At 44.9% G+C, this 19,793-nt stretch carries 14 protein-coding genes and 3 pseudogenes; 15 read left to right on the top strand and 2 right to left on the bottom strand.

Annotation, left to right across the window (positions count from 1 at the left end):
- Positions 1-166: pseudogene (locus tag O9323_RS09910) on the top strand (glutamate synthase); the annotation flags it as partial.
- Positions 167-272: 106 nt separating this feature from the next.
- Here the strand turns inward: O9323_RS09910 and O9323_RS09905 are convergent.
- A pseudogene (locus O9323_RS09905) lies at positions 273-1,292 on the bottom strand (potassium channel family protein); the annotation flags it as partial.
- A gap of 178 nt (positions 1,293-1,470) precedes the next feature.
- Here O9323_RS09905 and O9323_RS09900 point away from each other — a divergent pair.
- From O9323_RS09900 to gcvT, 9 genes and pseudogenes are all read left to right on the top strand, one after another.
- A complete protein-coding gene (locus O9323_RS09900) occupies positions 1,471-2,382 on the top strand; it encodes a DUF4351 domain-containing protein (protein WP_288125033.1) in 912 nt (303 codons plus the stop codon).
- An 85-nt stretch (positions 2,383-2,467) separates the two neighbouring features.
- Positions 2,468-2,845, top strand: coding sequence for a hypothetical protein (locus O9323_RS09895; protein WP_002750127.1), 378 nt, complete (start codon positions 2,468-2,470; stop codon positions 2,843-2,845).
- Positions 2,846-3,046: 201 nt separating this feature from the next.
- A pseudogene (locus O9323_RS09890) lies at positions 3,047-3,306 on the top strand (element excision factor XisH family protein); the annotation flags it as partial.
- A 161-nt stretch (positions 3,307-3,467) separates the two neighbouring features.
- Positions 3,468-3,854 carry a hypothetical protein gene (locus tag O9323_RS09885; protein ID WP_002739795.1) on the top strand — a complete coding sequence of 129 codons (387 nt, stop codon included), beginning with the start codon at positions 3,468-3,470 and terminating at the stop codon, positions 3,852-3,854.
- A 471-nt stretch (positions 3,855-4,325) separates the two neighbouring features.
- Positions 4,326-5,024, top strand: coding sequence for a PEP-CTERM sorting domain-containing protein (locus O9323_RS09880; RefSeq protein ID WP_002750125.1), 699 nt, complete (start codon positions 4,326-4,328; stop codon positions 5,022-5,024).
- An 85-nt stretch (positions 5,025-5,109) separates the two neighbouring features.
- Positions 5,110-5,331: a DUF433 domain-containing protein gene (locus tag O9323_RS09875; RefSeq protein ID WP_002750124.1), complete on the top strand. Its 222-nt coding sequence runs from the start codon at positions 5,110-5,112 to the stop codon at positions 5,329-5,331.
- Positions 5,331-5,663, top strand: coding sequence for a DUF5615 family PIN-like protein (locus O9323_RS09870; RefSeq protein ID WP_002786907.1), 333 nt, complete (start codon positions 5,331-5,333; stop codon positions 5,661-5,663). Before O9323_RS09875 ends, O9323_RS09870 begins: the two co-directional genes overlap by 1 nt.
- A 276-nt stretch (positions 5,664-5,939) precedes the next feature.
- Complete coding sequence (gene larE / locus O9323_RS09865; protein ID WP_002740227.1) at positions 5,940-6,749, top strand: ATP-dependent sacrificial sulfur transferase LarE; 810 nt, start codon at positions 5,940-5,942, stop codon at positions 6,747-6,749.
- A 236-nt stretch (positions 6,750-6,985) separates the two neighbouring features.
- Complete coding sequence (gene gcvT / locus O9323_RS09860; RefSeq protein ID WP_288125032.1) at positions 6,986-8,092, top strand: glycine cleavage system aminomethyltransferase GcvT; 1,107 nt, start codon at positions 6,986-6,988, stop codon at positions 8,090-8,092.
- Here the strand turns inward: gcvT and O9323_RS22600 are convergent.
- Positions 8,061-8,297: a DUF6444 domain-containing protein gene (locus O9323_RS22600; protein WP_223210824.1), complete on the bottom strand. Its 237-nt coding sequence runs from the start codon at positions 8,295-8,297 to the stop codon at positions 8,061-8,063. The two genes, gcvT and O9323_RS22600, sit on opposite strands and share 32 nt — an antisense overlap.
- Positions 8,298-8,762: 465 nt before the next feature.
- Between O9323_RS22600 and O9323_RS09855 the strand changes: the two genes are divergently transcribed.
- From O9323_RS09855 to O9323_RS09835, 5 genes are all read left to right on the top strand, one after another.
- The gene (locus O9323_RS09855) at positions 8,763-11,807 is read left to right on the top strand and encodes a type I polyketide synthase (RefSeq protein ID WP_002753486.1); all 3,045 of its coding nucleotides are present in this window, start codon (positions 8,763-8,765) and stop codon (positions 11,805-11,807) included.
- A gap of 21 nt (positions 11,808-11,828) precedes the next feature.
- Complete coding sequence (locus tag O9323_RS09850; protein ID WP_002753487.1) at positions 11,829-15,278, top strand: SDR family NAD(P)-dependent oxidoreductase; 3,450 nt, start codon at positions 11,829-11,831, stop codon at positions 15,276-15,278.
- A gap of 66 nt (positions 15,279-15,344) precedes the next feature.
- Positions 15,345-16,898 (top strand): thioesterase family protein, encoded by a 1,554-nt coding sequence (locus O9323_RS09845; protein WP_002753489.1) that lies wholly within the window; start codon positions 15,345-15,347, stop codon positions 16,896-16,898.
- Between the two features lie 141 nt (positions 16,899-17,039).
- Entirely contained in the window at positions 17,040-18,851 is a 1,812-nt protein-coding gene (locus O9323_RS09840; protein WP_288125031.1) for an NAD(P)/FAD-dependent oxidoreductase, read from the top strand.
- 127 nt (positions 18,852-18,978) lie between these two features.
- Complete coding sequence (locus O9323_RS09835; protein ID WP_288125030.1) at positions 18,979-19,740, top strand: SDR family NAD(P)-dependent oxidoreductase; 762 nt, start codon at positions 18,979-18,981, stop codon at positions 19,738-19,740.
- Positions 19,741-19,793 lie beyond the last annotated feature (53 nt).

Genomic DNA, 19,793 nt, shown 5'->3' with positions numbered 1-19,793 from the left:
CAATATCAAGGCCGAACACGGTCAATTTGCCACTAGCTTACCGAAAGTCTTTGCAGCGGGGGATTGTCGTCGTGGTCAAAGTTTGGTGGTTTGGGCGATTAATGAAGGTCGCGGGGCCGCCAGGGAATGCGATCGCTTTTTAATGGGGGCGACGGATTTACCTTAAACCAGTAGTTAGGGACTTGCGTGGGAATAATATCCCAGCTTTGAAAATCGCTCTCTAGAAGAATAAGACCAGCCCTAAATGGTACATTATCAAAGCGCAAGTCCCTAATGTGATGATTGCGGACGGGAATGCGGGTAGCATCCCAAAACTGCTTAAAGCGACTACCGAGAATAAAATCGTTGAGGAGAGCATAACAGATACCGATAACCCCCGCACCGACAATCATCATGACCACGGTAAAAATTTTGATACTATCGGGAGTAGATTCGGCCACTTTTTCGTTACCTCCGGCGCCGGTAATCATCCCGACGGAAAAATAGAGGGAATCGACGAGGGAAATTTTTTGATTAACGCTGAGATAGGTAATGGTAGCAAGGGAAATCATCCCCAAGAGGGAAAGGGTGACAAGAATTACCGGTTGGACATAGTGCTGATAGGGACGGAGATTGAGTAGATTTCTCAGCCACTTTTGCAGTTTAAAACGCTGTTTTGCCTTAATTGTCGGTTTATTGCCGATAATCAGATGATCGCCAGTTTGGAGTTTTTTGCCCGAAAGAACTGCGGAAACCAGATCAATTTCGTCGTGAGCGGGGAGATAATAGATTAACATCCGGGCCGGATCGTCCCAAAGTTCGTAGAGGGGTAATCCCCACCAAGGATGATTTTCCTCGATAATTATCTCTTGAATCGGCCAAAGGCGATCGAATAGCTGTAATTGACCGATAGCTTTATTACCAAGGGCAGCAAAGGAAAAGATCGGGGCTGCTAGGGAAGCAACGCTCATGCTAACGTGAGCAGGGAGGGTTTGATCGAGTCTTTCTCCTAAAGTTTCGTTAAATAGTCGGTTAACTATCCGAATTTTCGGGTTAATTATCCTTGCGCGGGTGAGAATTTCCAGATTGAGTGCGTCGTTATCGATGGCCAAAACTAGGGTTTCTGCATCTGGAAGGCCAGCTTGCAGGAGAGTTTTAGGAGAGCAGGGATCGCCGATAATAATATCAGACTGGTATTCGCAGACCATTTGGCGATCGCTAATCGCTACCACTGCCGCAGATTGTTGTTTGAGTAAACAAAAGATTTTATAACCCGTGCGACCTAATCCACAGACGATGATTTGCGGTTTCATTCGTCGAGCGCGTTTTTTGCTGATTAACCTTTCAGTTCTAGCGCAAAAACTAGGAAAAATCTGTAACTAAAGCTGCAATGCTGCCAATTTTCCTAATCAGGCTTTGAAGATGATAAAATAACCATCATCATTGATTGAATCACTTCAGCCTTGACTCGCTTTCTTTGGGATAAATTTAGTGAAAGACTACCTCGAAACCTTTCTCTCTTCTTCCGGTGACGTGAAAACTAGCCTTGATGTGACGGCAAAAACTCAAGAAATCGATGTGTATTTTCGACCGACTTCCCCAGAAATGCCGCCCGAATTAGGTTTATTGGGCCGATTAGCTCAAACCCCTTGTTTATTGGAACCCTATCGCAATCCGGTCACGATTGATGGCATTATTGCCTGTTTATCTAAACTGTTTACTGTGCGGGAACAATTACAAAGAGAAGCTCACCGCAATCAACAACCCTTATTAGCAGAAAATATCCCTAGACTATGGATAATAACTCCTACGGCCAGTCAGAGGATTATAACTGCTTTTTCCGCTCTCAATCATCCAGATTGGGGAGAAGGAATTTATTTTTTACCTCCAGCATTAACCACAGCCATTATTGTCCTGCATCAATTACCTGAAACCCCTGAAACCCTTTGGTTAAGATTATTAGGTAGAGGAGGAACCAGAAGCAGAGCGATTGATGAATTAGAGGCCTTGTCTCCTAGTCATCCCTTTAAATCAGCTTCCTTAAAATTATTATACAATTTGAGTAGAAACTTGCAAGCCTTACCCAAAAGAACCCAGGAGGAGAGAAAATTTATCATGCGTTTAGCCCCTTTATACGAACAAGATAGAGAAAAAGCTATTCAACAAGGAGAAGCTATCGGACTTCAAAAAGGTAGAATCGAAGGGATTCAACAAGGAGAAGCTATCGGACTTCAAAAAGAAGCATCCAAGTTAGTGCTACGTCAACTAAAGCGACGTTTTGGTGAATTGCCCCCGCATATCACCGAAACTATTCAAAAACTCTCAGTAGAAAAATTAGAAGACTTAGGAGAAGCATTACTAGACTTTGAGACTCAAGCTGACTTAATTAATTGGCTGAACTAATAAATAGGCTTTGAAGATGATAAAATAACCATCATCATTGATTGAATCACTTCAGCCTTGACTCGCTTTCTTTGGGATAAATTTAGTGAAAGACTACCTCGAAACCTTTCTCTCTTCTTCCGGTGACGTGAAAACCAGCCTTGATGTGACGGCAAAAACTCAAGAAATCGATGTGTATTTTCGACCGACTTCCCCAGAAATACCGCCCGAATTAGGTTTATTGGGCCGATTAGCTCAAACCCCTTGTCTATTTGAACCCTATCGCAACCCGGTCACGATTGAGGGCATTATTGCCTGTTTATCTAAACTGTTTACTGTGCGGGAACAATTACAAAGAGAAGCTCACCGTCATCAACAACCCTTACCCTTATTATCAGAAAATATTCCCAGACTATGGATACTAACTCCTACTGCCAGTCAAAGAATTATAACTGTTTTTTCCGCTAAAGAAAAGTTATTATAAATCCAACAAAAAAGATTACAAGGAAGAGCGACTATTCCCGCAGCTGAGGTGGATAAAATATATGGGATAGAACCTTAAATGAGCTATTCTGTTACTTTTGAACCAGAGTCGATAACTGATTTAGATTTGATCACCGATTTTATCAGACTTAGGATTGTTAATAAAATTAAATATAACTAATGAAATTACTTTTTTAGAACCATGCCAGCAAAAGATATTTACCATGAAGCCGTGAAAAATGCCTTAATTAAAGACGGTTGGACTATTTTAGCTGATCCTTATAAAATTAAATATAAAGATGTTGAATTTTTGCTGATTTAGCAGCAGAAAAACCTTTGGCTGCTGAAAGAAATGGACGTAAAATTGTTGTGGAAATCAAAAGCTTTTTAAGTCCCTCACCTATGAGATATTTTGAAATAGCTTTAGGACAATATATTTTATATCGAAATTTAATCAGTCTTGCCGTGAGTTAAGTTATCGGTAAATCTTGCCTCGAAATCTGAGGTTGATAAAAGAAGCTTAAAGAAGCTATTCTGTTACTTTTGAACCAGTTTATCCCTATGGGTAACAAAAATTTGAGGTATAATCATAATATCTCTATAACCCCACATAAAAAAGGCTTATGGCCATTTCAATTACTTTAACCCTACCTGATGAGATTTTTAATCTAGCTCAATCCTTAGCCCATTCAATTAACCGTGATCTTAATGATATATTAGTAGAAGCGATCGCTTTTTCTATTAGTCCCAATTATCAAGGCCAAAAAATCTCATCCCTAAATTCATTATCAGATGAAGAAATTATCAAATTAACTCAATTACAAATGGCATCAGAACAGGATCAAAGATTAAGCGAGTTGCTCAATCAACAACAAGAGGGGGATTTATCAACCTTTGAAAATAGGGAACTTTGGTCATTGATGCAAATTTATCAAATAAACTTGTTAAAGAAGGCACAAGGATTAAATGAAGCGGTTAAAAGAGGATTAATTTCACCATTAGAAGCATGAATCCTAGCCCTATTCCCGACTATATTAAAGATAAAATTCGCCAACAAGCTAATACTAAATCTGGTTATTAAAAACTGATTATTTATTCCCCCTTTTGCATGAGGTTCTCTCCTTTATAAGTAGCCTATACTCAACGGATTTAGTATAATTGCTGATTGTCGGTATTCCTGCAAATGTAAGATGCACCAGGTCAATTTATTGCGGGGGAACCTAGGAGCGAAGGTGATCATTTCGGTCAAAGAAATAAGTAGAGGTAGAACCTCGCTTATCTGCGTTGCCAGCTATAACCTTGCAACCAGTCAAAAATATTTATATAACCCATAACTATCTTAAATATAAAAATCAATAAAAAATTATGATTAAATAACCCTTGACTTCCCCCCCCCCTTGTGATATTTTCGCTGTGGGATATTGGCGCAAAACTAGCGTTAAATATGATCATAATTTTGTCCTATTACTGTCATCAAATCTATGAAAAAATTACTGACAATGTTAACCCCCTTGACTCTGATGGGGTTAGCCGGGGTTGCTCCTGCTCAAGCGGCAATAGTAGCTGGTTGGAATTCATTTAATGCCGCTACCGCAACCTATCCCAAAGCGGCGGATAATGTAGGTGCGAATATAACCAGCACGGGGTTAAACACTGCTGGGATAGATCGCCGGGTTCAGCCAGATTTCGTCTTGGGTTCTACTGTTGGTACATCGCCGGATCGGTGGAATGGAAATAGCACTGTTAATACCGGCCAATATGTCGAATTTGCCGTACAACCTAGTGCAGGTTTTCAAGTCGATTTTACTGACTTGCAACTCAATGCGAGGCAGGATGAAACGCGGCTAGATTTAGTCTTGCGCTCTAGTGTTGATGGGTTCACCAATAATTTAGGGACACAAGTGAACTTAACAACTAGCTTTAATACCTACAGCTTTGACCTAAGCAGTTTAGCACCCCAAACCGGACCGGTGCAGTTCCGTCTCTATGGACTGAATGCTGACTCCTCCACTATCTGGTTCTATGCTGAAAACTCCGCTAATGTTGCCGGGGGTGGGTTTGTGGCTCTTAATGGGGATATCACTCCTGCTCCAACGGTTTCAACCCCCGAACCTAGTGGTATAGTGAGTTTAATCGCTGTTGGTGCGTTGGGTGCCGCTTCCCTTCGTCGTCGGGGATAAATTATCCTTGGCAGGGGCAACTACAGAGGGGTTGTCCCGAAATGCTATCATCAATTTTAGATTTGATCACCAGTTAATCAACATTATGTCATACAAAGATATTATTACCATAGAACCGGGAAAAAGGAGCGGAAAACCTTGTATTAGAGGAATGAGAATTACTGTTTATGATGTTCTCTCCTATCTGGCTTCGGGAATGACTTATGAGGAAATTTTAGAAGATTTTCCTTACTTAACCAAGGCGGATATTTTAGCCTGTTTGAGTTATGCCGCCGAGCGTGAACGTCAAACCATTTTAGTTAACTAATGAAATTACTTTTCGATCACAATTTATCACCTCGTTTAGTTAGTCTATTAGTTGATATTTATCCCGATTCTAATCATCTTTACTTGCTGGGATTAGACCAAGAATCTGATTATTATGTCTGGGAAATCGCTAAAATACAAGACTATATTATTGTCACTAAAGATTCTGATTTTAATGAATTACTAATTCTTAAAGGGTTTCCGCCTAAAGTAATTTGGATTCGTTTGGGAAATTGCTCTACTAAAACTATAGAATCATTGTTAAGAGATAACTACGAAGCTATTTTATCTTTTGAGGGAGATCAAAATCTTGGTATCATCGCTTTATCCTAATCCTTTGAGATCAGATCAAGTATTCGCTTGTTTACATTCCTGTGGGGAGGGTTATTGCGCGGTGCTATAGGAGCGAAGGAAATAATTAGGGTTTGCGGCAAAAAGTTTCAACGCCTATCCTTAGAATAGCGAGATTATTTTCTAGTAAAAATTGCCAAAGATAGCCCAATTATTGACAAAATTATGGCAGCATAAATCGAGGGGTAGCCCTGATTAATTACGGCACGGCATATAATAAAAAACGGTCTCCCTAAACCAGTTGCTAAAATCGCCGCCATGGACAGTCAATTACTTGATAAACTCGGACAATTACAAAACCTCTTACAAACCAGCGAAAAAGCGCTGATTGCCTATTCTGGGGGCGTGGATAGTACCCTAGTGGCCAAAGTGGCCTATGATTTGCTAGGGAGTCAAGCATTGGCAATTACGGCGGTTTCCCCCTCCCTACTGCCGGAAGAATTGGAAGAAGCGATCGCTCAGGCCGATTATATCGGTATTCGACATGAATTGGTGGAAACCGAGGAAATGAATAACCCTAATTACACCAGTAATCCCGTTAATCGCTGTTATTTCTGCAAAAGTGAGCTACACGACACCCTTAAACCCCTTGCTCTAGCTCGTGGTTATTCCTACGTCATCGATGGCGTTAATGCTGATGATTTAAGGGATTATCGTCCCGGGATTCAAGCAGCTAGGGAACGCGGCGCTCGTTCACCTTTGGCGGAAATTGCTATCACAAAAAGCGAAGTTCGTCAACTATCCCGTTACTTAAATTTACCTTGGTGGGATAAACCGGCGCAACCCTGTTTAAGTTCCCGTTTTCCCTACGGGGAGGAAATTAGCCTGGAGAAATTGCAAAGAGTCGGACGGGCGGAGATTTATCTGCGAAAATTAGGTTATCGTCAATTACGGGTGCGATCGAGCGGCGATACGGCACGGATTGAATTACCGGCAGCGGAAATTCCCGACTTTATTAATCGGACAAATTTAAGCGAATTAGTCGCTGATCTGCAAAAATTAGGCTTTATCTATGTCACCCTCGATCTAGAAGGTTATCAAAGCGGCAAGCTTAATCGAGTCCTCTAGTTCAGTGATCAGTAAACAGTAATCAGTGGACTGAAAACTCAAATCTGCTCTAACAGTTATCTTAATGGTGAGGTACGAAGTTTTCCTTTTGGGGAGCCGGTCGCTGGTCGTCAATACCAAATTGAGTTATACTTCATCTTGACGAGAAAGGCTGTAACGGATAACGGATAACTGGTCACTGATAACTGATAACTGCTATGCTACTCTAGGCAGAAAACCATTCGATCGAGAACACCGTGGCTAACCAAGAAGCAACTTCCCCCGCTATTCGTACCCCCTTATACAACTTAATTGCCCAACAAACCAGCAAATTTACCCCTTTTGCGGGTTGGGAGATGCCGATACAGTTTAGCGGCCTAAAAATCGAACATAATGCTGTCCGCAACGGTGTCGGGATGTTTGACATTTCCCACATGGGCAAATTTATCTTAACTGGAGATAATCTGGTTCAATCTCTCCAAACCCTAGTTCCTTCTAATTTAGCCCGTTTAAGGGCAGGAAAGGCACAGTATAGCGTTTTACTTAACCCAGACGGTGGCATAATCGATGATATTATCTTTTACTACCAAAGCGAAAGCCAAGGCGTATTAATTGTTAATGCCTCAACCACCGATAAAGATCGAGAATGGATTTTAGGCAATTTAGAGGGATCGGGGGTCAAATTAAAGGATTTATCCCGAGAAAGGGTCTTAATTGCCCTGCAAGGACCAAAGGCAGCGACAATTTTACAGCCCTTGATCAGGGAAAAATTAAGCGATTTTGGCCTATTTAATCACTGGGAAAGCCAGCTTTTCGGGGAAAAAGTTTTTATCGCTAGGACCGGTTACACGGGAGAAGATGGGTTTGAAATTATGGCCCCCCCTGAAATCGGGCAGCAACTTTGGACAGAATTCTTAAATTTAGGGGTGACTCCCTGCGGTTTGGGGGCCAGGGATACCCTGCGTTTAGAGGCAGCTTTAGCCCTTTATGGACAGGATATCGACGATAGCACGAGTCCCCTAGAGGCTGGCTTAAATTGGTTGGTTCATCTGCCAGAAAAAGGCGATTTTATCGGTCGCAATGTCCTTGAAGACCAAAAACTTAATGGTGTCAATCGGCTCTTGGTGGGATTGCAGATGTCAGGCAAACATATCGCGCGTCACGATTATCCAGTAGTATTCGCTGGGGAAGCGGTGGGTAAAGTCACCAGTGGCACTTTATCACCAACTTTGAGCACAGCGATCGCTTTAGCCTATCTTCCCACACCTTTCGCCTCGATCGGACAGGCGCTCGAAGTGGAAATTCGCGGCAGTACCTACCCCGCTACCGTCGTTAAAAAACCCTTTTATAAAAGTAAAAAGTAACGTAACTACCGAGGTCTTGACAAATTAGGAAAAAACCAGAACTTCCCCCTTGAGAACTTGAGTAAAAACTTGTTTGTTCCTTGTTCCTTCTTAAGTCCGTCTGTTGAGGGGGCTGAGAACTATTCTGAGTATTTAATCCCAGTCTCCTCTCCAGCTCGGCTATCTTTTCCCGCAGAGCTTGATTTTCCTTCTCTAATGCATAAATGAGATGCTCCCGAATTGACTCTTCAAAGCCTTGCCGTCGCCAAGACTCCTACGAATGATCAGCACTGATGATCACACAAAGTCGAGAAGAGCAGCTTATCTTCTTGCTTAACATCCTAAACTTCCAGAAGAGCCGCTTATCTTCTCCCTTAACATCCCAAACTTCGATTGTCACTGCTGAAACTTACCCATATACTTGTGAACAAGTTACAACTATAGAGTAAATGCTAAAGTTTTCCCTTTAACATTTCTCTGGAAAATACTTTGAATAATTGAATACCTTGGCTTATATACCGTGATTTTATCAAGGTTATTTTGAGTGCCAATGAGATAGTTGTAATTGCTAAATGACAATAAATTATAAGCTTTCGGGAAATACCGAAAAAAGACCTGGCTGGGTTCCGTCGCTCCTAGGATAACCAGATAGTTATCAAACACAATTATTGTCCTCAAAACAAGGAAAAAAATGCCGAAAACTCAAAGCGATAAAATCGCCAATCCTATAGCCGTTGTCGGAATGGGTTGCCATTACCCTGGTGCCAACCAATTAAGCGAACTTTGGGAGAATATTTTGGCGCGTCGTTGTCAATTTCGCCAGTTTCCCGATCAACGTTTACCACTCTCGGAATATTATGATCCCGATCCCGCCACTCCCGATAAAACCTACGGAACACGCGGGGCCTTCATTGATGGCTTTCAATTCGACTGGATTAATCGTCGAGTTCCCAAAAAAACGGTCGATGGAACCGACATCGTGCATTGGTTAGCCTTAGAAATAGCCGACAAAGCGATCGAAGATGCTGGGTATCGTCGAGATACCATTCCCACCCAAAAAACCGGGGTCATTCTCGGCAATTCCTTAACTGGAGAACATACTCGATCGAATGTGATGCGGTTACGTTGGCCCTACGTACGAAGAGCCTTGCGGGCTGCTGCCGAAGTCAAAGGACTGTCTGGAACAATTGTGGAAGAACTTCTCGAAACAATGGAGAAATTCTATAAATCCGTTTTCCCACCCATTACCGAAGATACCCTAGCTGGGGGACTGTCCAACACCATAGCCGGACGAATCTGTAACTTTTTTAATTTTGACGGTGGTGGTTATACGGTTGATGGTGCTTGTTCCTCCTCCCTAATCGCCGTTGTCACTGCCGCCAATGCTTTAAGTAATGGCGATTTAGACATGGCCTTAGCCGGTGGCATTGATATCAGTCTCGATACCTTTGAATTAATTGGTTTCGCCAAAACCGGCGCCTTAACCAGCCAGGATATGAAAGTGTATGATCGCCGAGCCAGTGGTTTTGTTCCAGGAGAAGGATGTGGTTTTGTTGTCCTCAAACGCTTAGCGGACGCACAGGCCGATGGCGACTACATTTATGCCCTGTTGGACGGCTGGGCTCTGTCCTCCGACGGCAAAGGAGGCATTACCGCACCCTCCAAGGTGGGACAGTCCAAAGCACTATTAAGAGCTTACGAAAAAGCCGGTTATAGTCCCCAGTCTCTTCATTTTATTGAAGGACATGGAACCGGAACCCCCGTAGGCGATCGGGCTGAAATTGAAGGGGTAGCCCTAGCCATGAACGCCTCGAAACCTGCCCCCCCTCGTTCCTGTGGCATGACTTCTTTTAAATCCCTAGTTGGTCATACGAAAGCGGCGGCCGGGATCGGGGGTTTCATTAAAGCGGTCATGGCGGTTAATCAGCGGATCGTTCCCCCTACCGTTAACTGTCAAGAACCGAATCCGGTTTTCGAGGAGAGCGCCCAATGTTTATATCCAGTGCAACTAGGGGAAATCTACCCAGAAACGGAGGTTTTACGCGCAGGAGTGTCGGCGATGGGTTTTGGGGGCATTAACTCCCATGTGACCCTTTCTTCCGGCGATCCGGCGACAACTCGTCTCAAATCTGGCATAGCCGAACGAGCTTTATTCGTGTCTAACCAAGATACAGAGTTATTTGTTTTTGGGGCGAATTCAACGACAGACCTGTTCAAAATCGTCGAAAAGCTGAAACCGCGAGTAGAAGGCATGAGTTTGGCAGAAATGCCCGATTTAGCGGCTAAATTGGCGCAAGAATTACCTGAACACTGCTCTACGAGGGCCGCCCTGATCGCAGCAACTCCCGGGGAATTATCCACGGGACTCGATCGCCTCTCCCTACTGCTCACAGAGTCCCCCCTTAGAAGCGGAGAAATGCGCGTCTCTCCCCAAAAGGATCTTTGGTTAGCCGAAAAGGTGCAACGAACCAAAATCGGCTTTCTCTTCCCCGGCCAAGGTTCACAACGTTTAAATATGGCGCGGATGTTGGTGGAACGTTACCCCTGGGCGCAGGATTTTCTCTCCCAAGCCGATCAATGGTTGCAAGAAGCGGGATTTGTGCCGATCGGTCCGGTGATCTACCGTCCTCTCGATCGAGCCATCAATCGCGAAGAGGTGGAAAATTGGTTCCAAGCCTTAACCCAAATCGCCCCACAAACGGTTTGTTTTGTGTCCTTACTATGGCAGAAATACTTACAGCGATTAGGAATTAAACCGGTGGCTGTGGGCGGTCATAGTTTAGGAGAATTAACGGCCTTCCAAGCGGCGGATTGCTATGACGAAAAAACTTTACTTTGTTTCGCCGCCCTCCGGGGACAGGTGATGACGGAGAGTAGTTCCACTACAGGAACAATGGCCAGTTTAGCTTGTTCCCGTTCTCAAGCGGAAGACTTACTACGAGGAGTCGCGGGATATGTGACAATCGCCAATTTAAATAGCCCCTCGCAAACAGTGATTTCGGGTGAGGTCGATAGTGTTTTGGCGGTTCTTGAAAGGGCTTTGGTGCGAGGGATTCAAGGAAAAAAATTACCCGTCGCTAACGCTTTTCACTCGCAAATGGTGGCGGCGGCGGCGGAAAAACTTCGCCAAACTTGCTCTTTTGCGGAATATCCAACGCCGAAGTTGTGGTTAGTATCTAGTAAAACAGGACAGCAAGTTTCCCAAGTAATTTCTCTATCAGAACACTTCGCCGACCAAATTACTGCACAAGTTGATTTTATTTCTCTATACCAACAGATTGCTCGTCAATGTGACTTCTTGTTGGAGGTGGGTCCAGGAAAAGTTCTTTCGGGATTGACCGCAGAAATCACTGAATTTCCCCTCTGTTTGCCCCTAGAATCTCAAGTGGGTAATACACGGGATCTGAATACAGCAATTGCGGCGATATTTGTGCAAGGAACTGGTATTAATTGGAATTTTTTCTACGAAAATCGGTTAATTCGTCCATTTATTCCAGCGTCAGAACGCCTGTTCATTGATAATCCTTGTGAGCGTTCCTTCGATTTCGAGCCTGAGGAACTCGATCAAATCATCCCTTTTCCACTTCAAACCACATCTAAATCAGCTTCTCTAGAGAACTTACCTGCTTTATCCACAGAGGAAATCAGTGATCTTCTCAGTCATTATTTTTCGCAACGAAGCTCATTTTTAGCCGAATTAATTCGGGCTGATTTAGAAAACCTCTCTTTCCTGTAAACCTATTCGCTGGATGATACCATGACTCACGAAAAACTTTCTCCCAACGAACAAATGAATGAGAGAATTTTGACAATTCTCTCAGCTTATTTTCAGCAAAGGGGTTCCTTTCTCGCTCAAGTAATCCGCGCCGATTTACAGTCTCTAGGCAGTAACTTTAAGCCTTCAGATATCCCGAACAATGGGAAAAGTCCGGCCCATTCTTTTTCGGCTCCGACCCTAGAGAATCCTACAATAAAACCACCGGTTATGATCGATTCCGCTCCCGGGAAATCTGTCCCCACCGAGGCTAACCAACCTCCTGCCAATTTAGAAACTCAATTAATTGTCTTAGTAGCGCAGAAAACGGGATTTCCCGAAAATACTATTCACCTAGGAGCAAGACTGCTAGATGACTTAAATTTGGATTCTATTAAGGGAGGGGAATTAATTGCCGATTTTGCCAAGCAGTGCAGCGTAGCGGGAAAAGTGGATCCGACCACTCTAGCGAACGCATCGCTTCAAGAAATTCTCGAAGCCGTGCGAGAAGTGATGCCTACCTCAATGGAGCCTTCTACCCCGAATCCAGTGGTAACTACAGAATCTAGAAAGGATGTGCAAACGATTTCTCGCCTCTTGCTAGAATTGGTTGCCGGAAAAACGGGGTTTCCGATCGATAGTTTGTCCCTACAATCGCGCTTACTGGATGACCTGAACTTAGACTCCATTAAAACCGCAGAATTAGTAGCGGAAGCGGCGAAACAGTTGGGCGTTGCCGGCCAGCTCGACCCCGCTCAGTTTGCGAATGCCCCCTTGAGCGAAATCGCTGAGATTTTAGCCAAACATAGTCAATCGCTCGGGACGGACAATCCTTCACCCGTCCCAACCGCTCCCTCTCTAGCTTCTAGCTCTTCTCCTTGGGTTCGTAACTTCGTAGTAGAATATTCCCCCGAAGAAGCGATCGAGCTGCCAGCAGAGGAAAGAGAAAACTGGGAAACCGCCAATTTATTTGCTTACGACAATTGGCCAGAAGCGCGCATTCTCATCGTCGCGGAATCGGAAGAAACCGATTGGGTGCAGATGCTGGAGAAGCACTGGCAAGACAAGGGTGCGATGGTCGAGAAGATCACCTACGAAGAAATGGCCTGGCAAGGAGGGATTCAAAACCCGAAATATACGCACTTCTTGGGAATTTTGCCGCAAAAAGCGCGAGGGGATGTCGATTCCTCGGCGCGATTACTACGAGCTATGTCTCGCCTTAGAGCGATCGCCACTCCCCTCAGTGCCAAGCAATTAGAACGGGAATATGTCACCGTCGCCTATCTTCAATTCGGGGGAGGTCACTTCGGTCGTTTACCCGGAATGAGCAATCTGGAACAATGCGGTACGATGGGCTTTGCCGCTAGTCTGCATTTAGAGCGGGCAGATCTGAAGGTACGGGTGATCGATTTACCCAACCAAAACCCCTCGCCCGCGTTGACCGAAACCATCATTGGTGAAATCGGACGCAAAGAAGCCTATTTAGCCGTGGGCTACGATGAACAATCGATCCGTCGCCTTCCTCGCCCGAAAGTACAGGATCGCACCCAATACGCTTCCCGTTCCCTATCTTGGTCAACGGAGGACGTGGTATTTATTACCGGTGGTGCGAAGGGAATTACCGCCGAATGTGCCATCGCTTTCGCTCGACTCACTGGAGTCAAAACCGCCCTTGTGGGGCGTTCTCCCCATCCCCAAGATGATCCCCTTGATGCTAGTGCGCGCGAGATCGCCCAAACCCTACGGGCGTTTGCGGAAGAACGGCTGATCTGTCGTTACTATTCCTGTGATGTCACCGATGCGATCGCTGTCCGAGAGCTAGTTACTCGTGTTCGCCAAGAGCTAGGCCCGATCACCGGTGTGATTCATGGTTCGGCGTTAAACAAACCCCGTCGGGTGGAAAATTCCACTCTCGGCGAGGCCAAATCGGAAGTAGCCCCCAAAGTCCTAGGCGTTTTGAACCTAATGGAAGCCTTAGAAGAAATGCCGCCGCGACTTTTTGTCGGATTCTCCTCCATTAGTGCGGTTTTGGGATTACCCGGGAATACTTGGTATGGCTTTTCCAATGAATCCCTCGACCTTCTACTTCGCAACTTTGGCGAAAGACACCCAGAAACGTCGGTTTTGGCGATCGCCTTTAGCGTCTGGTCAGAAGTGGGCATGGGGGCACGCATGGGAACGGTTCGGAATCTCAACCGGATGGGCATTGAGGCCATGCCCACAGAAGATGGAGTCAATCGATTCTTAGAACTGATGTTTAAAGATCCCGGCGATTCTCAAGTAGTGGTCACGTCCAAATTGGGCGGCGTGGAAACCATGCGACGGGGCTTTGATACATGGCGTACCCATCGTTACGAACCCCCCGCCTCTTTCTCATTTATCGAGAATATTCACACCATCGAATTGGGAGTAGAAGTGGGTTTCCGTACCCGTCTTACCCTCACTCAAGACTCCTATGTTCGGGATCATATCTATAACGGTTCCTATCTTTTCCCTACTGTCTTCGGTTTAGAAGCGATGGCTCAGGCCGCCTTCTATGTCAGCCAAAAAACAGCATTTTCTCGGCTTCGTCTGCAAGATATCCGCTTAGAGCGACCGATCGTTGTCGATCCCGAACAGGGAGTAGAGATCGAAATTTGGGCGCGAGTTCTCGAAAAGAAATCTCCTCTTGAGCCGCTACAAGTGCGCGCCGAAATCCGTACGGAACGGACAGGGTTTACCATCGCCCATTTTGCCGCCACCTTGATTCTCGACGATCAAAGTGCCGAAGTTCCCCTCTCCACGGTAACTGTACCCGATCAACCCCTAGATCTTGACCCCAAACAGGATCTTTACGGTTGGTTGCTCTTTCAAGGAACCCGTTTTCAACGACTAAAAAATGTCTATCGTCTCAACTCGAAAGAATTCCTATTCTCCACCCAAGTAGGCGGCGAACGAACGGAAAAAGAAACCTTCGATCGAGCCGATGGACCGTTCCTCCTCGGTGATCCCTACTATCGCGACTCTCTTCTGCAATCAGTACAACCGATTATCCCTCAAGATATCTGTTTACCCATCCGCATTGATCGTATTGATCTATACCAAATTCCCCGGAACCAATCCTGTTTTGGACTAGCTATCAATGAAGGACGCGAGGGCAAAGAGTATCGTACCACTGTCACGGCAGTCAACGAGCAGGGGGAGGTTTTGGAAACGTTAGAAGGTTATCAGTTAAGGATTCTAGAACATCGAGGCGACAATCCCACGGCGGAGGAAATCGCCAATCCTGGTCAACGGGACGAACGGCGATTACAAGAACAATTGAAACAGTCGGCCGAAGCTTTCGGGATCGATGCCCCAACCCTGGCCCTCACCTATCAACCCGGTTTACAAAATTTACCCAGCAGTGAGCGCCGACAACAGGAAGTTCCCTTATTCGCCAAAACAGTCGGAAATTTCCTCAATCCTTCCTAATCATTCCGGGAGAATGGTGCGAAAAACGTCTCATTCTCTCCACCTAGTTTCGGAGAATGTTTCAAGATGGGCAAATTCAGACAAGATACGATTACTTCCGCCGTTGATTCTTGGGAACCAGGGAAAACGATGAAAGCACCGCTATATTCGATCACTTCTGGAACAACTCTTCCCCTGGGGATTGATGGTTTACCACTCCCTCAAACTCCTGAAATTCAGTGGTTAACATCAGGTCAACCGATTCTGCAAGGAGCGGGAGTGGAAAATGTCGGGGTTTCCCTATCCCATGATGAGCAATTCTGTCTCTGTGTCTCCGGTTATGGTCGGCAAGGATGCGATATCGCCCCCATTACTCAACGAAGTCCCCAAGATTGGATCGCTTTACTGAGTTTTAAACGAGAACTTCTACTTCAACAATTACTCGCTCGAGGAGTAGAATCGATCGACCAGGCAGCAACTCGCATCTGGGCTGCCCTAGAAGCTCTCCGGAAAGCTACCCAAGCCATGGACATCGACTTAGTTTTAGAACGATCTCTCGGAGAAAATGTTTTATTTCGAGGTCTCGTTGCCGGTCAGTCTTTATCTGTGCTTACCTTTCCGGTAAAACTTACCCGCAATCCTCAAAGAATGGTAGCGGTGGTGGTCAATTCAACCCCCATTTCTTCCCCTCCCCAAACCACCGTTTCCACTCCCTTGCAAAAACTAATCTGGCGCTGGCCTGTGGGTTACAAGGAAACGGCAACCATTAGCCAAAATGTTTATTTTTCCTATTTCTTTCACTGGATGGGACAAGTACGAGACCGGGCAATTCAACCGATCCGTCATACCTTGGGGGAATATCTCAAAACGGGACGGTGGGGAATGGTAACCAATCGTAGCCAAGTAGAGATTTTTGGAGATTTAGGACTACAGGATCAAGTAGAAGTTCATTTTTGGGTGCAGGAAGTTTCTGGATCAACTGTTAATTTTGGTTACGACTGGTTTCGGGTGACAGAGCAAGAGATACGAGCAAAAATTGCCCATAGTACTTTAACCATGACTTGGACAGAAATTTCTCCTAGTCAAGGCTCAAAAATTCACCCCCTACCCCAGTTTTTAGGAGATTTTATGGCGGGTCTTTATGAACCGATTCAAACTTCGCCAGTTCCTTCTCTTTTCTCCCTGGGCAAGGAACTCTACCGCGGCCATTACCCCCGCGAGAAAGGAAAATTACTCCGGCAAGAATCCTTTCTCACCTCTTTAGAAGAAACTGATGCGATCGGAAATATTAACTTCGCCATCTATAGTGATTGGCAAGGTCGTTTACGTGACCGTTTCGGTTACTCCCTAGTCCCCGAATTCTATGGACGTTCTGGCCAAAGAGGAGAATTTCGTTGTCTTCGTAGTCAGATTGACTATTTACGAGAAGCTCTCCCTTTTCAAGAAATTCACGTTTCTATGCAACTGAGGGCTGTATTTGAACGGGGAATGACCTTAGGTTTCGAGTATTTCCGTCAGGATGCGGCGGGTAATTTCCAGAAACTTGCCGTGGGAGAACAGGATGTAATTTGGCTTCTTGCCGATCAACAAGGTCAATTTCAACCCAGTTTTTTACCTTCGACTATTCAAGATGCTTTCTGATCCGATCGCTCAATTTCTTGGCCGAATCTTTCCAGAAAAAAATCTAGCGAAGTTGAAGTATTCCCTAAATCAGTTTTTTCCTATCTCTTGAGCGGCTATATTCAAGCCACCAAAGTTTTTTAAATACTAGGAGTTGTTACCGTGAAAAATATGTCTAATCGCCCTTACGATGTAATTATTATGGGGGCCGGGTTAGCTGGCCTTTGTCAAGCTCGACATCTAATGCTCAAAATTCCTAATATTCGGATCGCTATGATTGATCCTCGTCCCGAAAATCGGACAGAAAAGGATCTCAAATTAGGAGAATCTACAGTTGAAGTAGCGACACTATTTTTTGGCAAAGATTTAGGATTGTACGAATATTTAATTGAAAATCATCCCCCGAAATACGGTCTGAATTTTCACTGGCCCAAGCGCAATGATCAGACAAAAACCATCGATGATTACTTTCATATCTGGGCAAATCGGCAACCGGATTTAGCTTCGACGCAACTAAATCGCCCCAAATTTGAACGCGATCTGCTGAAAATGAATCGGGAAATGGGCGCAGATTTTTATAATGGCCGGGTAGTGGATATCGATTTGACCCCGAATGATCAACTACATACCGTTAAGGTTAAATTACCAAACGAGTCGATCGAGTTACAGGGTAAGCATCTTGTAGATGCGGCCGGAAGAAGATTTTTAATCGGCAAGAAAACTAATAACATTAGTTTCGATTCTAAGGATTTGTATGGGGTAAATACTGGTTCAGCTTGGGTTCGGGTTCAAAATGTCGATCGAACAATTTTTCATTCTGGTTACGACCCCACAGGAGCAAGCTGTAGTCATTACTACGCAACCAATCACTGGTTTGGTAAAGGTCATTGGTTATGGATGATTCCCACCGATATAGACACAATGGAATTATCGATCGGTGTGATTCACCACCATGATTATATTTCCAGTGAAAGCCTCAATAGTAAGGAAAAATTCTATGAATTTCTCAAGGCAAACCATAATATTCTCTATCAATTGGTCACCAGTGCCGAGAATATTGATTTCCACTACTGGCCGAGGCTCGCTCACACCAGTAAAACCCTATACTCTCCCGATAATTGGTATGTGATTGGCGATTCTGCTTGTATTTTCGATGCTTTTTATTCTCTCGGATCGACAATGATCGTATCAGCGATCGATAGTATTACGGAGATTATTCGGGCCAAGTTAGCCGGAGAAGTCAACGCGGCGGAAAAATGCCAAGCCTACAATCAATTCAATCTGACCCTGATCAACTCGATTAATCTCTTTATGCATAACCATAGTCGTCACTTGGGAGATGCCAGTATTATGAGTTGGCGAATTTACTTTGAAAACATGATTTGGTTTGGTATTTTGATCCCCATTTTTGTGGGCAAATGGCACTTAGACTTAGAGTTTATCCCCCAGTTCGTCCAAACTTTCCAAACAACCCTCAGAAGTCTAGTTTATGAAATTCACGATCAGTTCGATCAACTGGTGGACCAAAAGAAAAATATCGGCTTAATGGATTGTTACCGTAGTGATCAACTGATTTGGGACTATCACACCCCTAAGCGTTATACCCACGCCCTCGAAAATGCCCAATATGAACCAAAACAAACCAGCGTATTTACCAGCATGAAGAAAACCTTCTTCTATCTGACCATTTGGTATCTAAAACTGCAATGGAAAAGTGGCGGTCTGTCCCAAGTTTGCCACCCCCGTTCTCTGGGGACAATGGCAAAATTATTGACCACCTCTATTTACATTGGTCTGGGAGATATCATCTATAGTTTAACTGGGAATCATGGCAGCGAAAGCCGATTGATCGCCGAAATGAGACAGGCTTTTCAAGAGTATCAGTATGGGGATACCCTTCAACCTTGGACAGTCGAGGGAGTAGATACTAAATCTCCCGAAATGGAAGCGGAAAAAGTTCCCTTGCAAGTGTAGATATTTTCTAGGGTAAGTTACCCCGTTCAGACAATGTTTACCCCCCGAGAAAAAGCTGATTTCTTTTCTCTCTCTCTCATCAAAAATATCCCTGCTCTTGTTCAATTATCCAATCTTAGGAGGAATTATGCGACGTATTTTCATCACTGGTGCTTCTAGTGGCATTGGCCAAGCTTTAGCGATTAAATTAGCGCAAGAGGGTCATATTTTAGGATTAGCAGCCCGTCGTCAAGATAAGCTAGAACAGGTTGCCCAACAAGTACAGGCAGCGGGGGGTAAGGCCTACCTTTATCCTCTCGATGTGCGCGACCGTCGCCAACAATTCGAGGCGATCAATCATTTCGCTGGGTTAGGGGGTTTAGATGCCGCCGTAGCCAACGCCGGATTCGGCATTACAAAGCCGATTTTGGCAACCAGCGAGGAGGAAGCCCGAGAATTATTCGATGTGAATCTCTTCGGCTTACTCTACACCTTACAAGCTAGCGCTCCCCATCTTCACGAAGGTGTTTTTGTCGGTGTTTCTTCTGTCGTTGCCTATGCTTTGCCCACGGGTTACGGGGTTTATAGTGCCTCGAAAAGCGCGGTTTCATCCCTACTCACCGTTGCTCGCCGCGAGATGGGCCATCAATTTAAAGTCGTTTTGGTGAGTCCTGGGGAAACTCAGACAGAATTTTGGCAAGTTGCCCAAAAGCGTTCCGGGTATTTAATTGATGGTCGTTCTCCAGTGCCGATGGCTTCGGCCGATACGGTGGCGGCAGTAATTGCCCGAGCGATCGAGTGTCCCCAACCGAATGTTTTTATGAATTGGACAGAGCGTTTATTGCCCATCCTACGGGGTGCTTTTCCGGCGGTTCTGGAACATCATTATCGAGTAGTTGAACAGCATTAAATTCCCTTTGGAAATCGGGGGTACCCCTGATTTCCTCCCTGACTTTTTCGAGT

It is taken from the genome of Microcystis sp. LE19-131.1A, from assembly GCF_027532015.1.
In the GTDB taxonomy this organism is placed as follows: Bacteria; Cyanobacteriota; Cyanobacteriia; order Cyanobacteriales; family Microcystaceae; genus Microcystis; species Microcystis ichthyoblabe_A.
This window is presented reverse-complemented; position numbering and strand designations above follow the sequence as displayed.